At 49.0% G+C, this 19,388-nt stretch carries 12 protein-coding genes; all 12 read left to right on the forward strand.

The features are described 5' to 3' along the window. The first annotated feature begins 1 nt into the window (after nt 1). The 12 genes from MKX68_RS13510 (at nt 2) to MKX68_RS13565 (ending at nt 19,387) form a co-directional block, all read left to right on the forward strand. Complete coding sequence (locus MKX68_RS13510) at nt 2-2,449, forward strand: transcription initiation factor TFIID (RefSeq protein WP_340912215.1); 2,448 nt, start codon at nt 2-4, stop codon at nt 2,447-2,449. A gap of 190 nt (nt 2,450-2,639) precedes the next feature. Then, complete coding sequence (locus MKX68_RS13515; RefSeq protein ID WP_282320032.1) at nt 2,640-3,923, forward strand: vWA domain-containing protein; 1,284 nt, start codon at nt 2,640-2,642, stop codon at nt 3,921-3,923. 19 nt (nt 3,924-3,942) lie between these two features. Then, nucleotides 3,943-4,590 carry a beta-mannanase gene (locus MKX68_RS13520; RefSeq protein WP_340912218.1) on the forward strand — a complete coding sequence of 216 codons (648 nt, stop codon included), beginning with the start codon at nt 3,943-3,945 and terminating at the stop codon, nt 4,588-4,590. A gap of 90 nt (nt 4,591-4,680) precedes the next feature. Further along, complete coding sequence (locus MKX68_RS13525) at nt 4,681-5,940, forward strand: TRAFAC clade GTPase domain-containing protein (RefSeq protein WP_024632789.1); 1,260 nt, start codon at nt 4,681-4,683, stop codon at nt 5,938-5,940. Then, a complete protein-coding gene (locus tag MKX68_RS13530; RefSeq protein WP_340912220.1) occupies nt 5,937-9,134 on the forward strand; it encodes a GAP1-N2 domain-containing protein in 3,198 nt (1,065 codons plus the stop codon). The genes MKX68_RS13525 and MKX68_RS13530 overlap by 4 nt, the downstream gene beginning before the upstream one ends. Nucleotides 9,135-9,633: 499 nt before the next feature. Next, a complete protein-coding gene (locus MKX68_RS13535) occupies nt 9,634-10,518 on the forward strand; it encodes an ABC transporter ATP-binding protein (RefSeq protein WP_036667819.1) in 885 nt (294 codons plus the stop codon). Nucleotides 10,519-10,757: 239 nt separating this feature from the next. Next, the gene (locus tag MKX68_RS13540) at nt 10,758-11,237 is read left to right on the forward strand and encodes a glutathione peroxidase (RefSeq protein ID WP_340912223.1); all 480 of its coding nucleotides are present in this window, start codon (nt 10,758-10,760) and stop codon (nt 11,235-11,237) included. Between the two features lie 509 nt (nt 11,238-11,746). Beyond that, nucleotides 11,747-13,108: an FAD-dependent oxidoreductase gene (locus MKX68_RS13545; protein WP_340912225.1), complete on the forward strand. Its 1,362-nt coding sequence runs from the start codon at nt 11,747-11,749 to the stop codon at nt 13,106-13,108. 375 nt (nt 13,109-13,483) lie between these two features. After that, the gene (locus MKX68_RS13550) at nt 13,484-14,335 is read left to right on the forward strand and encodes a formate/nitrite transporter family protein (protein ID WP_338588850.1); all 852 of its coding nucleotides are present in this window, start codon (nt 13,484-13,486) and stop codon (nt 14,333-14,335) included. 444 nt (nt 14,336-14,779) lie between these two features. Continuing rightward, the gene (locus tag MKX68_RS13555; protein ID WP_340912230.1) at nt 14,780-16,843 is read left to right on the forward strand and encodes a molybdopterin-containing oxidoreductase family protein; all 2,064 of its coding nucleotides are present in this window, start codon (nt 14,780-14,782) and stop codon (nt 16,841-16,843) included. 192 nt (nt 16,844-17,035) lie between these two features. Continuing rightward, a complete protein-coding gene (locus tag MKX68_RS13560) occupies nt 17,036-18,259 on the forward strand; it encodes an MFS transporter (RefSeq protein WP_076253731.1) in 1,224 nt (407 codons plus the stop codon). Nucleotides 18,260-18,472: 213 nt separating this feature from the next. Then, the gene (locus tag MKX68_RS13565; protein WP_340915384.1) at nt 18,473-19,387 is read left to right on the forward strand and encodes a class I SAM-dependent methyltransferase; all 915 of its coding nucleotides are present in this window, start codon (nt 18,473-18,475) and stop codon (nt 19,385-19,387) included. Nucleotide 19,388 lies beyond the last annotated feature (1 nt).

Here is a 19,388-nt window from a genome sequence, read left to right on the forward strand (position 1 = left end):
GATGGCGACCGGGATGGAGTTCAATTCGAACAATACCCTGAAGCGTGATCTGGAGAAATATGCAGAGCAGTATGCAATAGAGCAGGAGCGTCAAGGCAGCCTGGGTGATGGACGCAGCAGTATCCATTACCCGGCTTTGTTCCTATTCGTGGGTGATCTGGTTGCGCCTGCTGTGTCTGCCGTGCAGGAGATCAATCGGCTGAAATGGGATAACGGAGACGGTGTGGTCTACGTTCAGATCGGGACAGAAGATCAGGAAGCACGTCCGGTTGAAACGAGAAATGGTGGCTCGTCCGATGATGGTCAGGTGACTCGTCACCGCTTGCCTTTGTCCGCTGGGCAGACAGAGCGACCGTCCAAAACACGGCGTAAGGATGTACATCGCAGTTTCCACGAATCGGATCAGGCGCTCTTTGATCTGAATCGTACGCTTCGGCGGGTAAGTAACCGGATTGCCGAATATGGACGGTTATACTCGTCATTTGATCGGATTTACGTTACGGTGGTAACCAGAGCGGATGATCCGTTGAATGTATTGTTGCCGGAGCTCACCAAGCTGACGGAGACCATTCTGTCCCAAGCCTTCAAGTCGGTGCAGACGGATCTACATGTATTGGTCAGTGAGATGGAACAGGTGGATTCCTTCGGATATGCCAGCGCAGCAGGCCTCGCTTTTCTGCGGGAACTGGATTATATGCAGTCGCTGGACTACACGTTCAGCGGTAATCTGCTGGTGACGGAGGATGGGATCTCCATTCCTGTTACACATCCCGCTTCGCCGTTGTTTGATCTGGTATATCTGTTGTCCGACAAAAATGAGCGTGGAACCGGCGTTCCCGGTGGCTGGATCGAAAATGCCGAGATCATCTGCCGCATCTGCCTGCTGAAGAACAGGAAGCAGGATGTGGATCACTCGGGTAGCGTTTCAAGTACGGGAGCGAACACGTACAACAATACATCCTTTAAAAACAATATTCGTACCACCTCTGATCAACATGGTTATGCAAGTGCGGGTTTTGCCGAGATTAGGCGGCCAAACAAGCCAATTGCCTTGGCGGTGTTATATCACATGTATCGGTATCTGCTCGCACGCATGCGGCAGGAGCCGGATTGGAGCATCAAGGACAAGCTCGCTTTCTTCGGATTGGATGCGGCCTCGGTGGAACGCAAAGTCGAAGGTCTGCTGCCCAATGAAGATCTGGTTAGTGGCATGAGTGGCATCATGACGCATAACGTCAGTTTTTCCGATCTGAAGCCGCTCTCACTTCGTGAAGCGGAGAGAGCGTTGTTTGGACAAGGAGCTGAAGCGTACTTCCGCGATAACGTTGTCCGTCTTGTCGAAGAGCGTGTGCGTGAGCGCAGCTCTGGTGGCTCTCTGCGCCGTCAGGCCGAACAATCCCGCGCGGAGCATCCAGAGGTTGGTTACTTCCAGTGGGCGGCCTGGAGTGACAGTGAGCCTGGCAGTGTACGTGAAGCGCTGCTCGGACTGATTCGGGATAAATCGATGCAGCTTGAATCGGCACGTGCTCTGCTGGAGCAACGTCAGCAAGAGCGAGTGGAAGATCAGTCGTTCAAACGAGCGTTGTTCCGTGATAAACAGAATGTACGCAATCTGATTGACTGCATGCTGGAGCGAGTATATGTACCCAAGGTAGAATTACTGCGATTGGAAAATGAGTTACATCTGCTGCGCATCTACGATACGGAGATGGAAGAACTTCATCGTTTTAGTCGCCACGTCACAGCAGCACTTGAAGCGCTGGAACGCACACTGCGAGAGACAGCTGCCCAAAGTATCGCCGCTGCCGATGAATACATCGGCCAGAACGTGATGGAGTACTACGGCAAAGTGACGGAAGAGCTAATCATCGACCTGGAAGCCAAGCGCGGACGGGATGTATGGTTTGAGGACCGTTACATGGGAGACATGAACCGGCTCGCCACAGAAGGTGATGATCGTCTGCTGAAACGGCTGATGGAGGTATGTCACTCCTTGCTGCTTACAGCCGAGCCATTGCGATTGCCATTTGAAGAAGAGCTGTTGCAGCGGGCCAATGTAACGATTGCCTACGGAGATAAAGACGTATTAACCCGGGATGATCTGTTCCGCAGGTTGTACCACACGCTGGAGGATCAGGCGGTGGTTCGGGTACGGGTATTCGATTATACGCAGGAACATCGGTATGAAGAGAAGTATTTCTTTGGTGACCATCATAGTGCTTTCATGGACTACGCGGCGCATGCCGAGGAGACGTCGCGCATCTACAAGTTGGGTGTGGTGTACGAAGAACGCAGCAGTGGTGTAGAGAAGCTGAATCTGATGGGAGGTTTCCATCTGGAGGATCTCATGGTGTATCGGAACGGTAAGGTATATTACGACTCGTATACGGAAAATGGCTATGAACTTCACCCCGCAGGTCTTGTGGAGAAGTTGTCACCCATCCGTTAAGACGTCTGGATGGAAGGGAGGTACAGATTGGCTACTGATGCGAAGTTGCGCCGAGCAAACCCGATGTTTGTCTGTGACTCCGTGATTAGACGCGGATCTGTTTTCCATCCAGGACATCGAATAATTACCCGAATCAATTTTGTATTAACTCAGCCTGCTTACGGCTGGTATGGAAAGGATGCATGTGGACATGCAGCGAAAAATCAATCTTCTCCTGGTCCTGTTTAGCCTGATAGGCGGGGCGGTGGGCTTTGCGGCAGGAGAAATCATGCTGCGTCAATGGCTCGGGGAGATGCCACGTCTGTTGCTGATGGGATTATACTTTGGCGTACTGGCGCTGAGTGTGGGATTGTTCTGTTTGATCGCAGAGATGATCTCACCCAAGCTGAATGGCGCTTCATGGAAGCTGCGATATCTGGGACTGTCGTGGAAACTGCTTGTTCCGGCAACACTCGCTCTGTTGTTTGTTGTTGGACTGGCTCTGCAATTGTTGTATCAGATCAATCCAGGCGGTGTGAAGCAAGTGAAAGACATCGTACTAATGATCGACAACTCGGGCAGCATGAGCGAGACAGATCCGGATAACGGACGCTTTGAAGCCGCCAAGACACTGATTAGCCAAATGGAGAGTGACAAACAGGTAGCTGTCATTACGTTTGATGACCAACCGCAGTTGTTACAGCCGTTTATTGCGCTGGATAGTGAAGCGGCCAAGAATGAGGTTTATAGCAAAATCGATGGCATTGTCACAACTTCGGGCGGCACCAATTTTGATGCCGTGTTGCGGGAAGGCATGGAGCAGATTCAGGGAAAACAGGACCCGAAACGCGGTACCGTTGTCATCTTGTTATCCGATGGCTTCAGTGAAGCGGATACGGCAGATATTTTGTCCCAATATAACAACGAACAGATTTCCATTAATACAGTCGGCCTCAGTCTGGTGGACCCATCAGGAACGGATTTGCTGCGTAATATTGCCCAGCAAACGGGTGGCATGTACTATGATGTACCAGATTCCGGTGGTCTGAATCTGGCATTCCAGCAGATCTACGATACGATTGATGAACGGACGCTGGTGACGGAGCGTACAGGCATGATGGAGCATAGCGTTTATCTGGCGATTTTCCGTGTAGCAGCCGTGTTACTGATTGGCGTGGCGCTGGGTGTGTCACTCGGACTCGTATTTGATAACCGTCATCTCGCGCTCAGCTTTGGTATTGGCGGTGCGGTGTCGGGTCTACTGGCAGGGCTTCTGCTGGAGTGGGGACTCGACGGTTCGAACGTGGGTGATACATTCGTACGTCTTGGTGCGATGCTCATTTTGTCTGGCGTATTGACCCTCTTCTCCTGGATTGTTCCGATTAAGGAGAACACGCCGCGGAAGAGCCGAGGTCGTCGTGAAGCTGGCGGCGGAACTTCTTCTGCCGAAGGGTTTGGTCAGAGACCAAGAGATACACGCAGCAAAGGATTCTAACGTCGGGAGGTCAATGGAAATGCGGTTTACGGATGCAGACCCTTCGACACCCTTGATTCGAAAGCTGACACTTGCGGTGGACGAAGGGCGTTGTACACTTCGCTGGCTCTGGCCGGAACGGGTAGAAGCTGTGTATGTGGAACGGCTGGAGCTGGATATGATGAGCGAGGATCGTAACGGGGAAGAGCCTGCACAGGGCAAGCTGAAGCTGTACACGAGAGAGGAATATAAGGCGAGCAATGGTTACACGGATCGGATCACAGGTTTTGGTGCCATCAAGTACACCGTGTATGTGTGTCAGATGGAGGAAGAGGGACCTGTACTGATTCGTCAACGAGACGAGGACAACATGGTGATTGCAAGCGCAGGGAAGGCGGATATCCGCTTTTCCATTCGCTACAAGAGCGGTTTTTTTCAGAAACGAAAAAGTGTATTGATCACCGTCACAGCGGAAGTACCTGTTCCAAAGGAAGCCCTCTGTTATGTTCGCAAACAGGGCGGGGTTCCGCTGAATAAGGAAGATGGTACGGTGTATCCTTTTGTGAGTGATTTTGCTCCCGGAAGAAATGAGATGCCGCCCGTTGAAGTTGCCAAGGATGATTATGTGCGATTATTCTTCACGGACGGACCGAAATATGGAGCCGCCTATCGGCTTATATCAGACTAGATAGTTGGACTAGCGATTGGAAGGTTACTCTGTCATCGTAGTGCAAGTGTAAATCACCTTAGTCTAACTGATCAGGGGAGGGGAGTGGCTATGAGCTTTTTTAGTCGGTTTTTGAAGAGACAACAGCCGGAGGAACGTCCGCTGTTTTACGATATTGTATGCCCTTATTGTTTCAGCAAGTTTTCACCGGAAGAGGTGGTGTTCCGCGCCGCCCATCACCGCGATGATGATGAGGACTACGCACTCGGGGAAGATGCGAAGTTGAATCGGTATCGTGAAAGGTTCGGACTCGACACGGTATTTGATATGGAGGCCGTATTGGCACCTCATGATGTACCGGAGGAACATCGTATTTATTCCGATAACATCGTGATGGGTCTGAACGATCGATACGGTGTCGTTACACGCCGCCGGTTGTGTCCGCAATGTCATAACGAGCTACCTGTTACGGCTGGTAAAGCACCGAGCAACATCATTTCCATTATTGGTGCGTCCCAGGTGGGTAAATCCGTCTACATGACTTCATTAATTCATACATTGCAGCATTATACAGCGGATCATTTTGACGCGGCTTGCATGCCATTGAATGCGGAGATCAGCCGACGGTTCCGTGCCGATTATGAAGAACCGTTGTTCGAACGGGGCGATCTGCTGGATTCCACCCAGAAGGAGAAGTTGCAGGAGCCGTTTATCTTCCAATTTGTGTTCAAGGACGAAGATAAAGCACCGCTGACCCTGGTGTTCTTTGACGTTGCGGGTGAAGGTATGGTGGAGCAGGATTATCTCGGACTTCACGGGCAGCATATCAAGAACTCGGCAGGTATCCTGTTTATGGTGGACCCGCTTCAGATTCGTTCGATTCGGGACAAAATTCGCATTAACCTCGGCAACGAGCCGGGAGAGTGGACGCCACGATACGATGAGCCGCGTGATGTGGTGCTGACGATGTTCGGAGATTTTATCGCGTATCAGGACAAAGCCAAAACGAATATTCCAACAGCCGTTGTGCTCACGAAAAGCGACATGCTGCATTCCCTCAAAGATGAAGAGGGGGATTATATCAAATCGAACAGTAATGTCTTCCGCAACATGGTGCATCGCGATTGGTTCGACTTAACCGAGTTTGAAAATATCGACGGGGAGATCCGGCGTTTTATCGAGAAGGTGGATCGTCCGTTCAAGGGTACGATGGATGTGTACTTCAAGGATACAGCCTATTTCGCAGTCTCTGCGCTGGGCAGCAATCCGGTGGATATGAAATTGCAGGGTGTGGTTAGCCCGATTCGCGTGGATGAACCCTTCCTGTGGTTGCTGTACAAACTGAAGTACATTGAGGGGAGAGTGGGATGATGCGTTCTTCCGTAACCCCGCCCATTGAACAACAATTGTATACCCGAGAGCGGCGCGGGGTGTTTCGCACAACAGAGGGGTTCGATACGGTTGCGGCATCGCCGGGACTGGACCCTTCTTTTATCAAAAAAGTGCTTCACCCCTACTGTGTCTATGACGCTCCAGCGGAGCTGACAGGCCGTAGCGAGAAGGACGAGACGAAGTTTCCGGCTTCCATTCACCTGCTTCATCTGGAGAGTGGAGAGACGATTCTTGGGCAAAATGTGTACCAGGCTGCGGATTTCACCGGGCTGCGCAGTGCCTTTTTTGCACATAATTACGTCTTGTCTCCCGAACGCTCGGAAGAGCAGATGAAACAAGGCGGCTGGCTGGATGCCGTGTTCGCCACGTCCTATGACATCGAACAAGGTACAGTTCTACCAGCGCTTGCTGAATTGCCAATATCGCAGGGAAGCGGCCCTGATTCATCACCAAGCCAGATGCTGAGCGCCTTGAAGATGAACGAAGTGCTGTTCAAGCGCCTGCTCTATGCGGTAATGCAGTCTGTAGCGACACGCAGAAAAGTATACATTGCGCTGGACCTTCCCGCAGAAGAAGTGACCGCAGGTGCCAAAGGATTGTTACGTTTGCTGTACACAGCGTTACCATACGCCTTCCGGCGGCAGCTGGGATTCATGACGTTTTCCAAGGAGCCTCAGGCCAAGAAGGGCATCCACATCCAGTTTGTAGAGCGGGGGACGTTGCGTCCGAAAGACCGGAATACGGAGAAGGACTTCACCTTTGATCTGGTATCCGGCAGAGTGACACATGCGGATGCATCAGTGGCGAAGTTACCTTATGCGGAATTCGCCTGGGCTTTATTGCAGGAACCTCGTGCTGCGGATGCGTTCTATACCTTTGCGGACGAAATGCTGTCTGGCATGGAGCCTGGACGGGAGCTTTCCATTGAAGCCTATGGCGAACTATCGGTGTTCTATGCTCTTGAACAAGGCATGGAAGATCTGTACCTGGATAACAAAAGCCATGTCCTGAGTGGCTTGTTGACCTATCTGAAGCCGGATGGTGGATCGCGGCAACGTTCCCGCCTGAACGAGCTGTTCCTGACCTTGCTCAGCCGAGAACTGGACAGTGTGAAGCGTGAGAATGTACCCGAAGAAGACGTTGCTGCTCGCATTGGAGAATACTTCAGTGTTGCCGCGCCTGTGGTGCAATCCTGGATTGTGGACTATTTCATCTACGGTGTGAATAATGCCCGCGCCCAGAAGCGTATGCGTGCTGTGCAGGAACTGTATGCTGTGCTGGATCGGCATACGCAGCTGAATCGGGCATTCTTTGATAAAGTGCTGGCCAATGAATCGCTCACCAAGCTATTGTTCGAGCCTTATCTGGATAATCAGCTGAAACGTACTGAATCGGCAGCGAACGTTGTGGAAGTGATCCGTAGATGGGTTACGTCCCATCCATCTGCGATCCACTACAGCTTCTTGCTGGAGCGGACAGCCAGTGAGCTGCGTGAACGGTTATGTTCTGCACCTAATCCGGTGCAAGCTGCGAATGAAGCACTCCAGCACGTTAGCATACTGGATCGGGAACCCGCTGAAGGTATTTATGATACAGGTATTACGGCACGAATTGGTCAGTCTGAATCTACAGCCCGCTCTAATCAAAAAGGTAAATCTCCGTCTGCCAGTCAAGATCCGGCATATCAGGAGGAGTTAACCCGCCTTGCAGACAAGCTTGCTTATGTCATTAACCTGTTTATGATTCAGGATCTGGATCTGGAACGGGTTAACCGTGAACAGCTGTTAAGTATCGATATTTTGCAGCATGGCAATGAGGTTCGGGATTGGGCGGCACGTCAGGGCTCGGATGTTTCCGCTCGAACGAACCTGATGCTGGCAGCTAGAGCGTGGCTTAGTGGCGAGGGGAATGAAGAAGAGGCATTGGAGGCACTTTCCCTGGCAGAACGCAATGAACTTCAGCGCTGGACGCGTCGCTGGCTTGCCGGAGAGCTGCAGGCTCATCCGGGGATCGAGGCATATGAAGCTTTGCCGATGGCTTTTTATCGGGGAGGAAGCGGCAGCAATCGGTTGGATTATCCTGGCCTGATTGAATTCATCCGCACCAATGCAAGTCGTGCTGAAGGGCTGTATCCATTCTTCGATTGGTCAGGAGATCATCGAATGTTTGTCCGGGGTTCCAATGCGCATAAAGGATATGCGGATGCCATCGTGGCTTATTTCAAAGCCCATGACCGTGAAGCTTTCAAGTCGAAGTCGGCTTTCAAACCGTATTATGCAAGAGCCAGCAAGACAATGAAGCCGGTCTATGATCGTGCGAAGACGGAATTGTCCTCTCCACTGGTGCGGATGCTAACGGGTAAAAGGAAAAATCTGTTCGGATTAATCCTCTTGATCCTGGTTCTTGGTATTGCTGGCGGTACATATGCATGGATGAAAGATTCTGTAGAGCCGCCAGCGACATCCCCTCCATCTACCCAGGAGCCTGTCATACCGGCTGAACCTGAGGTGCAGCTCGCGGAGCAGATTGCTTATATGATTCCTGCGAGTGAACAGGAGGGTACGCAATCACCTGCTCAACTTGTGATCCGTTTCAGGAATGATACGGGAAGCACTGAGTTTGAGCAAGGCAAACTTCAATTGACGATGAAGGATGGCAGCACTCAAGAGTTGGATGCTACAGGTAAGTGGGAGAGCTTTAATCGGAATGAAGAGCCTGATACCCAAGATACCTCCGATGGTGGCTCAGGAAGTACTTCCGAAGGAAGCACGGATGGTTCTTCAGCGGGAAACGCGGGGAACACAGAGCAGACGCAGGATGGCGATCAGCAGGCCGATCCTTCAACATCCGGTGACTCCACTTCAGATCCTGCTACCGATACAACAACGGATACAGGGACAAATGTATCGTCTAATACTGCGAGTGGAGACACGGATCAAGGTACTGATGCAGATCAAGCTACAGGTTCGACATCACCTGACACATCTGTATCCAATGAACAGGATGCGGATGCGACCACTCCTGCACAGATGTCTATTGGAGAGGTAGATCGCCTTTATCCGTATGGATTGCAGATTGATCTTCCAGCGAATATGGATGCCGAGAGCATTGCCAGTGTGCAGAGCACTCAGGGCGGGATGACGGTAATCCAATTGATGCCGCAGCCTAATTAAGCTGTAAATTATCATATTATTTGAGCGTGTTGCATAGATTCATTGAGTGTCTTTTGATCCAACAATGAAAAAAATGCTGACTTCATACCTTATTAAACGAGCGTATGTGAGATGACCTTGAACTTGAATTTCAAGGTCATCTTTTTTTATTTGATATGGCGGATATAGCAAACGCATGAAAAAAACTCACACATTCACAATTCAGACACAAAATTTGCGATTCAAGAGTTTGAAAGACAGTCAGAAATGATAAAGTGCGCGGAATGAATGAGAAAAGATCTCATATGCACTTGGGAAAAGAGGGAGATTTCTGCTACATAAAGAGCAAATAAAGCACGAAAAGAGAAGAAAATTTGGTTTTTTATGTTGACAAATGATAATGATTATCAGTATCTTTAGTGTAGAAGATATTTGCGTCGGAAATACACAGAATTACAATTTCGTTTTTGTTGTCATAGCCGGATTACATAACCGGGATAAATGAGAGAGGGATGATCGCATGTTTCGTCTGGAGACGACCAAGCTGGATATCGCTTATGAGGAAAGACTAATTGTAGAGGATCTGAATATTCAGATTCCCCAAGGAAAAATTACAGCACTTGTTGGAGCCAATGGTTCAGGGAAGTCAACCATCCTGAAAACGATGGCACGTATTATGGCTCCAAAAGCAGGTAATGTATTGCTCGACGGGAAGTCCATCCATAAACAGTCCACGCGTGAAGTTGCCAAGCAGCTTGCGATTTTGCCACAGAATCCAACAGCCCCTGAAGGTCTTACCGTTACTGAACTGGTATCGTATGGTCGCTTTCCTTATCAAAAAGGATTTGGCTCCATGCGTGCGGAAGACAAACGCATGATTGAATGGGCTATCGAAGTGACAGCCATGACTGAATTCCATGATCGTCCGATTGATCAACTGTCCGGTGGACAGCGTCAACGTGCCTGGATTGCCATGGCACTTGCACAAGAGACGGATATCCTTTTCCTGGACGAGCCGACTACGTTCCTGGATATGGCTCACCAGCTCGAAGTATTGCAATTACTGGAGCAACTGAATGCCACAGCCAACCGTACCATTGTTATGGTTGTACATGACTTGAATCATGCTTCCCGCTACGCACATCACATGATTGGTATCAAAAAAGGTAAAGCCATTGCTCATGGTTCACCTGTGGAAGTTATGAATTCGGATGTGCTTCGTGAAGTATTTAACATTGAAGCAGATATTGTGATTGATCCGCGTTCCGGTGTACCGCTCTGCTTGCCTTACGCTCTTGCAGGCGAACGTCAGCAATCGAAGACGCCAGAGCAGTTGGTCATGAACAGTGCGATGGTTCATGCTGGAGGACGGACAGAACCACGTGTTCAAGCGACAGGAAGTTAACGAAATGGGCCATATGTGGTCATTACATTATAGAATGAAGCCGCTGTGCGCTATCGCACGCGGCTCTTTTGCATTCATGGGGAATTTGCAACGCATGGGAGCAAAAGGGACGGGTAGACCCGGGATTTGGTAATCGCATTGGATCAGGTCTATAATAATAGGACAGGCTGTGAGTCCATTGGTTATGCCAACGTGCTCGCAACAGCCCAAACCAACATATGTCATGGGAGGAATCAGTCATGTCCGTATATTCATATCAGGCGGTAACCACCGCGAACCAAGAAGTCTCACTGGATCTGTATCAAGGTAAGGTATTGGTCATTGCTAATACAGCCAGCAAGTGTGGGCTGACCCCGCAATACGGTGAATTGCAAAAGCTTTATGATCGTTATCGCGATCAAGGCTTGGTTGTACTGGGTTTCCCTTGTAACCAGTTTGGAGGGCAGGAGCCAGGTACAAGTGAGGAAGCGGAATCATTTTGCCAGATTAACTATGGTGTGAATTTCCCGGTGTTTGCCAAGGTAGATGTGAATGGTGAGTACACTCATCCTCTGTTCCAATACCTGAAGGAGCAACAACCTGGCGTAGGTGAAACAAGCGACATCCAATGGAACTTCACCAAGTTCCTTGTTAACCGTGAAGGTGAAGTGGTAGGTCGTGTTGAACCGAAAGAATCACCGGAGACAATGATTGCAGATATCGAGAAATTGCTCGGTTAATACATGAACGTTGAGAAGCCTATCCTTGCATAAGCAAGGATAGGCTTCTTTGATTATTATATAGCGTGGCTATATTCTCTTCACAGGTAAGGTTGGCTTCAGGATAAATTTGTAAGCGTTTACCAATCTAAAAATCAACAATTTAGCGGAAATTGAATGCATTTATTTTTGTACAAGTAAAACATGAATGTGGGAGAGGACTCTAATTTTATACGTCCATACTGTGTCCATACAGGGAACGCGGAAGCCTTTGCATAGCATAAATCGACCCCAATCCGGGGACAATGAAACCAATACAATGAAGGGGAGAAAGGCTTAAATACAGGGAAATGACTTCTTTCGACAAACTTTTTTTGCTCATCCTATTGCAATGTGAAAAAGATCACATTATAATGAGTGTATAAAGTGAAATAAATCACATACACAGTTTCGAACAAGAAGTGAAATATTTCACAACCATTATAACGTTATATTCAAACTCATTTATATATTTCGAGGAGGAACTTTTAATGAAAATCGCAGTTATCGGATGTACACACGCAGGGACCGCAGCCATCGTAAATACCGCCAAATTGTACCCGGATGCTACCATCACGGTGTATGAGCGCAATGACAATATCTCCTTCCTATCTTGTGGCATTGCGCTCTACGTAGGTGGGGTTGTGAAAGATCCTGACGGTTTGTTCTATTCTTCTCCTAATCAATTGGCAGAGCTTGGTGTTGAGACCAAGATGCTTCATGAAGTTACAGCAGTTGATGCCAAGGGTCATACCCTTCGGGCTAAAAACCTGCAAACCGGGGAAGAATTTGAAGATACGTTTGACAAACTGATTGTGACAACGGGGTCATGGCCTGTCGTTCCGAAGCTTGAAGGCATCGAGATGGATAACATCTTACTTTGCAAAAACTACAATCATTCCAACACGATTATTGAAAAAGCCAAAGATGCCAAACGTGTTACCGTTGTAGGTGCAGGATATATCGGCGTTGAGCTGGTGGAAGCTTTCCAAATGAATGGCAAGGAAGTTACCCTGATCGACAGTGTGGACCGGATTTTGAACAAATACCTGGACCCTGAATTCACGGATGCGATCGAAGATACGTTGACTGGGCGTGGCATCAAGCTGGCTCTTGGTCAAACGGTACAGAAGTTTACTGGAGAGAATGGCAAAGTAACTAAGGTGATTACGTCCAAAGGAGAGTTTGAAACCGATCTGGTTATTCTGTGCATTGGTTTCCGTCCAAATACAGAGTTGCTTAAAGGCCAAGTGGATATGCTGCCAAACGGCGCAATCGTCGTGGATAAATATATGCAAACGAGTCAAAAAGACGTCTTCGCTGCAGGTGACAGCTGCGCTATTCATTACAACCCAACAGGCAAAGCATCTTACATTCCGCTGGCAACCAACGCCGTACGGATGGGTACACTTGTAGCCCGCAACCTGGTTCGTCCTACGACACCATACATGGGTACACAAGGAACATCCGGTATCAAAATTTATGAGCAAAATATCGCAGGTACAGGAATGACGGAAATGTCTGCTGCTGACGAAGGTTTGATTGTGGAATCTGTCGTACTGGAAGATAGCTACCGTCCGGAGTTTATGCCAACGGCTGAGAAACTGTTGCTTAAAGTGGTATATGAGCAGGCAACTCGTCGGATCGTCGGAGCACAGGTGATGTCTCAGGTTGACCTGACCCAATCGATTAATACGATCTCGGTCTGCATCCAAAACAACATGACCGTAGATGAGCTGGCCTTCATCGACTTCTTCTTCCAGCCACATTACAACAAACCATGGAACTTCCTGAACACGGCTGGTCTGCAAGCACTGCCACCGGTAGAAGTAAAAGCACCAGCAATGGTGTAAGCAAGAAGAATAGATGGTCGAACAGCGAGCATGATAAACGCCATACAAAGATAAGTCATGCTTATCTGTAAACATGAGGTGCACAATAACTGCCAGGATTTCGAAACAAGGCGGACGATTATATAGGAAAAAGAAGACTGGCGAGTATATCGTCAGTCTTTTTTGTGATTTTTTAGCTTCAAAAGGTCTTACTATACTTTGCTGTCATAACTATTTCAGGACACTCTTATAGCATATTTTTAAATAATATTGTGATAATTTGCACAAAGTTATGTTGAGGACCGAGATACAATTAGGATATGGTATTCAACGCATAACTAATGAATTTCAAATGGTTTTATCCAATGATAAACAATGAAGGAGAGGATGAATGATATGGCAGCAAAAACACCTCTTGAGGTTGCACAATATACGGCGCAAACAGGCATGAAGAAGGCTCAATATCCGGTGTCTTCTGTACTGGTGCTTAGTTTTCTGGCAGGGGCTTTTATTGCGCTGGGTTTTCTACTGGATATTCGGGTGATTGCTTCTGCTCCAGCTGAGTGGGGAAGTCTGGTTAATCTGATTGGAGCAGCAGTGTTCCCGGTTGGATTAATCTTGGTGCTCATCGGTGGTGGCGAGTTGCTGACAGGTAACATGATGGCAGTTCCACTCGCGACGATTGCTCGAAAGTTATCCGTAGGTAATATGTTGAAAAATCTAACCTTAGTGACGATTGGTAACTTTGTTGGAGCTTTGTTTGTCGCATACGCGTTTGGACATGTGCTTGGTCTGACAGGAGAGGGTGTATATCTGGCTAAAGTGGTGGATATGGCTGGGCACAAGCTGCATGACGGCTTCTTGCAAGCTTTCATCTCTGGCATCGGCTGTAACTGGCTGGTCGCGCTGGCCGTGTGGCTATCTTATGCATCGGATACGATGAGTGGCAAGGTACTGGGCATTTGGTTTCCAACGATGGCGTTTGTCGCGATTGGATTCCAGCACGTTGTGGCCAATATGTTCCTCATCCCGGCGGCAATCTTCGAAGGACATTATTCGTGGGGCCAATATGTGATGAATTTCATTCCGGTATGGCTCGGGAATCTGACTGGTGGTGCTCTGTTTGTAGCTGCAGCCTATTGGGTGGTGTACCTGCGCCAAGCTGAGCCGAAAGTGAAACCGGAGGTAGCCACGTCGATCGAAGCTGTGGAGACGGAGGCCAGAGCGATGTGGAGCAAGCAGGCGTAGCAGGGCATATATACACGTATGTATACATGGGTAATGGAACATTCATGTAGAAGTAAAGACGATTCTGGTCTTGTTCGATTCATGGCGAATATGCTGTGATGGAGCAAGGCGGGATCGTTTTTTTGTGTGGGGTCCTTGTTGGAGTTTAACGCAAAATAAATTCGCCATGACAAGGTTCGGGGGAACGAAACCTGTTCATGGCGAATTTCGGGAGTGGTCCATGATATGGCATGAGGAGGAAGTGGGGAAACACTAGCCTAATGCCTTATTTTTAATTTACCCCTGAATTCTGAAGTTGAATCAAACTCAAAAAACATTTTTTTGAAAATATTTTGACGCCGCTATAGCAGTGAATATGAAGCAAAAACATACTGTTCTCTTTACGTATTAACCTCGAAGAAGATATGATATAGGGATAGTTTTTTAAAGAGGGGGAGCCATACGATGATCGATCAGGAGAATGGAATTTTCGCAGCGGTATGCCCGCTCGATTGTCCGGATACTTGTGGTCTGTTACTACATAAAGAGAACGGTAAAATTGTGAAGGTGGCAGGCAATCCGGATCATCCGATCACCAAGGGTGCCATTTGTAATAAAGTCAGAAATATGACCGAGCGGGTGTATCACCCTGAGCGTCTACAATATCCGATGAGACGTGTGGGAGCCAAAGGCGAAGGCAAGTTCGAACGAATCAGTTGGGATGAAGCGATTCGCGAGATTACGACCAGATTCACTGCATTGTCCGAGACTTACGGCCCGGAGAGCATCCTGCCCTACAGCTTTTACGGTAACATGGGCATTCTCGGCGTAGACGGCATGGACCGACGTTTCTTCAATGCGCTTGGTGCAAGTGTGCTGGAGCAGACGATCTGTAACTCTGCTGGAAATACCGGCTGGAAATATACGATGGGCGCCAACCGGGGTACGGTGCCGGAAGATACGGAGCATGCGGATCTCATCCTGGTATGGGGCGGTAATATCGTCAGTACGAATATGCACCAGGTCGTTTTGGCGGAGAAAGCCCGTAAGAAAGGCGCCAAGATCGTCGTCATCGACGTTCATCGCAATCGTACGGCCCAATGGGGCGACTGGTTTATTCCTTTGTATCCGGGCACGGATAGCGCACTAGCGCTGGGTTTGATGCATGTGCTGTTCGAACGGGGACTAACGGATGAAGCGTTTATGCAAAAGTATACAGTGGGTCATGAGGCACTACGTGATCATGTCCGCAGTTACACCCCTGAACGTGTTGCACGCATTACGGGTGTGCCGGAGGAAACCATTGTGGAGCTGGCCGAACTATACGGCAACGCACAGGCAGCCCATATTCACATCGGCAATGGCCTCCAGCACCATGATAATGGGGGGATGAACGTGCGTAGCGTTGCTTGTCTGCCTGCCATTACAGGGCAATGGCTGAAGCAAGGCGGCGGTGCTGTTCGCACCAACAGCTACGCGAGCACGAATAGCGACGCGCTGGAACGTCCGGAGCTGCGGCAGAATCCGGAGCCGCGAGTAGTGAACATGAACCGGATTGGTGAAGCGTTGCTGGAAGCAGAGCAGCCGATCCGGGCTATGATGGTTTACTGCAGCAATCCACTGGTGGTGGCACCGGATACCGAGCGGGTGGAGCGAGGTTTTGCACGGGAAGATCTGTTCACGGTTGTGCATGATCTGTTCATCACGGATACGGCGAAATATGCAGATATCGTATTGCCAGCCACATCTTCATTTGAAGCGACGGACCTGTACACCTCTTATTGGCATCAGTACGTTCATCTGCAAGAGCCGGTAATTGCACCGATTGGGGAGAGCAAGAGCAATGTGGAACTGTTCTCACTGCTTGGGCAGGCTATGGGGTATGATCCTGCAATCTTCGGAGAAACGCCGGAACAGATGATTGAGGACGCACTTCAGGGCACAGGCAACCCCTACATGAATGGGGTCACGTTGGAGGGACTGAAGGAACATCGATTCGTGAAGCTGGATATGACGTCACATGCTACATATCTGGATCAGCTGCCCACGCCTTCAGGCAAAATCGAATTGTATTCCGAGACGATGGAACAGAGAGGGCTTCCCCCGCTCCCTACCTATAGTGCTCTGGTTGAAGGATATGATGGGGAGAATCCGGCTGGACCTGCCGATACCTATCCATTGATGTTCCTGTCGCCGCCAAACCATAATTTCCTGAACTCCACCTTTGGCAATTCAGCCAAACATCAGCGTTTGGAAAAGATGCCTCTATTGCAAATGCACCCTGAAGACGCTGCCCGCAGAAACGTGGAGGATGGAGATGCGGTGGTCGTATGGAATGATCGTGGGCGCATTGAACTTACCGCCAAGGTAAGTGAAGCCATGCTGCCGGGAACTGTCATCAGCCAAGGCTTATGGTGGGATGGTGACGGGAAGAAGCAGCGGGCCAACTCACTCACATCCAACCGATTGTCGGACATGGGCAACGGTGCTACCTTCTTCTCGGCCACTGTTGAAGTGAAGCGTCAATGAGTGTGCTTGCAGCTTGATTTTTTTGAGGTAAGATGAACAAAGGCTAGAATTTGAGCAGGATTATAGTGCAATAGATGTAACACTTCATAAAACCTTCGCTCTGGCTGGTTATGGTTATGCCGTCAGGGCAAAGGTCTATTTTTTATGGCCATTTGTTTGTGCAGAGGTACTAAGGAGAATGATTTAACGATGATGAGATGGCTGGATAACTATCCAAAAGAAGTGAGAGTATTTTTACTAGCAAGTTTAGTTAATGCAACCGGCAGTGCCTTGATGTGGCCGCTGACCACGATGTATGTGTTTGATGAGCTAGGACGGACGATGGCTAACGCGGGTTTTGTAATCCTCATTCAGTCCCTGGGTGGCATCTTTGGACAATTGCTTGGTGGTTCGTTGTATCACCGGGTGGGCGTGAAGAAGCTGATTATTGGCTCACTGGCGCTTAATGCGTTAGGTTTGTTTGCGCTGCCCTGGATTAGTGCGTATTGGGTCGTATTTATATGTGCCATGGGCTGGATTGGTCTGTTCAGTTCATTGTCGCTGCCAGCGATTCAGGCTTTTATTGGCTTCCGGTTTGCGGAGCGACGCGGTGAATTATTCAATATTATCTATGTGGCGAACAATATTGGGGTGGCGATTGGTACGGCGCTGAGTGGTTTTCTGGCTGACTTTTCCTATCACCTCAGCTTTGTACTGAACGGAGTGACCTCAGCCGGGTTTGCGATTTTCTTCTGGTATTATCTGTCGCGGGTCGAACCGGATCAGGGGGAAGTACATCTGACCAAACGCAAAACCGTCCCCGATGGGCCGGGCGTCTGGGCATTGCTGGGTAATACCCGATTATATCTGTTTATGAGCTTGGGCGTGCTCTTCCTGTTATTCGGCAACTCCATCTGGAATACAGGTGTGTCCCCGTATATCATTTCTGAGGGTATGGAAAAAAGAATGTACGGTCTGCTCTGGACCCTGAACGGGGTGCTGATCTTTGTGGGCCAACCTTTTACCAGCTGGGTGAAACGGACCATGGCCCGTACCTCCACTGCCCAGATGACCGCGAGTGCCGTATTCTATGGCATGGCCTACATTGTGATGATTACCATGTACAGCTATCCGGGCATGGTGCTCGCAATGGTACTCGCTACGTTTGGAGAGATGTTGATCTCGCCTGCAACACCTGCATTTATCTCGGAGCATGCCGGCAGAGCGGCCCCTTTTTACATCGGGATATCGGGTGGGATCGGTGCGGTTGGACGGGTTATCGGCCCCTATGCGATGGGGGTCATGTATGACAAACAGGGACTTATTCCGGTAGCGTGGCTGGCAACAGGCACAGCAGCTATTGCGGTACTTGGTTTTGTACTGCACGCAGTGTTGAACCGTAACCGTGAAGTGAAGGAGTATGGGATGGACGCCTAGCCTTTTTGGGCTGAGTCGTATGATGAAGGGAGAGGACAGGTTAGAGTGGAGGAGAAAAGAAAGCTACTTTAACCTGTCAGATTATCCCTTAGATTTATATTGACAAAAAAATCTTTTTATGCTATAATTTACATATTAAAATATTCCGTATATACTAAGGTTCTCCTGGCCAGGGGGAATCTTATTTTTGTTTGTACGGGAGGATGAAATATGATGAAGCAAAATGAGTCCAGCATTACATCCTTGATTTCGGCTTTTGGTCGATCTTACCACTGCCAATACGATACACCTCTTATTTTGGATGATTATATAGCCAGTGCGCTTATCACTCCTCAAGAGTTTTCGGATATCCGTGAGAATATGATTCAAGGTATCCATTTTTTCAACCCGGACATGGCTCATCTGATCAAGGACGACCCGGATGAGATACTGAGGTGGATTGTACAGACCCAGCTTGCTCCAACCCCCTTGGCACGTGCCGCATATTGCGAACGAGTGCTGCTTCATGAAATGGCATTGGGAGGCACGCAATATGTAATACTTGGAGCCGGTCTGGATACGTTTGCGTTTCGGTATCCGGAATTAAAGGATAGACTGAACATCATTGAAGTGGATATCCCAGCCACACAGCAATTCAAACGCAGTCGGCTGTCGTCCGCGAAACTACCTATTCCATCCAATCTGCACTTTGTAGCTATGGATTTGACCGATAAGGATTCTCTTATAACACTCGTGACTGAAGAGTTAAGCAGCGAGAAATCCTTTGTGAGTTTACTTGGCGTCTCTTTTTACTTGACCAAAGAAGACTTGTCCCGGTTGTTACAAGTGTTGTTTACGAAACTGCCTTCCGGCAGTTCAATTGTTTTTGACTACGCTGACGAACATCTTTTTGAAACAAAGGGCATATCTAATCGCGTGGACCATATGATCCAGATGGCAGCAGCTGGCGGTGAGCCGATGCAATCCGGGTATGCATATGCGGAGATGGAGGCCTTGCTTGATGAAGCGGGATTGCTTATCTATGAGCATCTGACTCCGGAGGCGATTCAGGAACAGTTTTTCCAGGATCGAACCGATCATCTAAGGGCATTTGAAACGATACATTTCATTCACGCGGTAAAAAAATAAA

The sequence above is a fragment of the Paenibacillus sp. FSL M8-0212 genome, assembly GCF_038004645.1.
Classification (GTDB): Bacteria; Bacillota; Bacilli; order Paenibacillales; family Paenibacillaceae; genus Paenibacillus.

Excerpts from the sequence above, each read along its gene's own strand:
- MKX68_RS13560 (WP_076253731.1), top strand. The coding sequence starts at position 17,036 with ATGAGATGGCTGGATAACTATCCAAAAGAAGTGAGAGTATTTTTACTA.
- MKX68_RS13525 (WP_024632789.1), top strand. The coding sequence starts at position 4,681 with ATGAGCTTTTTTAGTCGGTTTTTGAAGAGACAACAGCCGGAGGAACGT.
- MKX68_RS13530 (WP_340912220.1), top strand. The coding sequence starts at position 5,937 with ATGATGCGTTCTTCCGTAACCCCGCCCATTGAACAACAATTGTATACC.
- MKX68_RS13520 (WP_340912218.1), top strand. The coding sequence starts at position 3,943 with ATGCGGTTTACGGATGCAGACCCTTCGACACCCTTGATTCGAAAGCTG.
- MKX68_RS13540 (WP_340912223.1), top strand. The coding sequence starts at position 10,758 with ATGTCCGTATATTCATATCAGGCGGTAACCACCGCGAACCAAGAAGTC.
- MKX68_RS13555 (WP_340912230.1), top strand. The coding sequence starts at position 14,780 with ATGATCGATCAGGAGAATGGAATTTTCGCAGCGGTATGCCCGCTCGAT.
- MKX68_RS13565 (WP_340915384.1), top strand. The coding sequence starts at position 18,473 with ATGAAGCAAAATGAGTCCAGCATTACATCCTTGATTTCGGCTTTTGGT.
- MKX68_RS13535 (WP_036667819.1), top strand. The coding sequence starts at position 9,634 with ATGTTTCGTCTGGAGACGACCAAGCTGGATATCGCTTATGAGGAAAGA.
- MKX68_RS13515 (WP_282320032.1), top strand. The coding sequence starts at position 2,640 with ATGCAGCGAAAAATCAATCTTCTCCTGGTCCTGTTTAGCCTGATAGGC.
- MKX68_RS13550 (WP_338588850.1), top strand. The coding sequence starts at position 13,484 with ATGGCAGCAAAAACACCTCTTGAGGTTGCACAATATACGGCGCAAACA.
- MKX68_RS13510 (WP_340912215.1), top strand. The coding sequence starts at position 2 with ATGGCGACCGGGATGGAGTTCAATTCGAACAATACCCTGAAGCGTGAT.
- MKX68_RS13545 (WP_340912225.1), top strand. The coding sequence starts at position 11,747 with ATGAAAATCGCAGTTATCGGATGTACACACGCAGGGACCGCAGCCATC.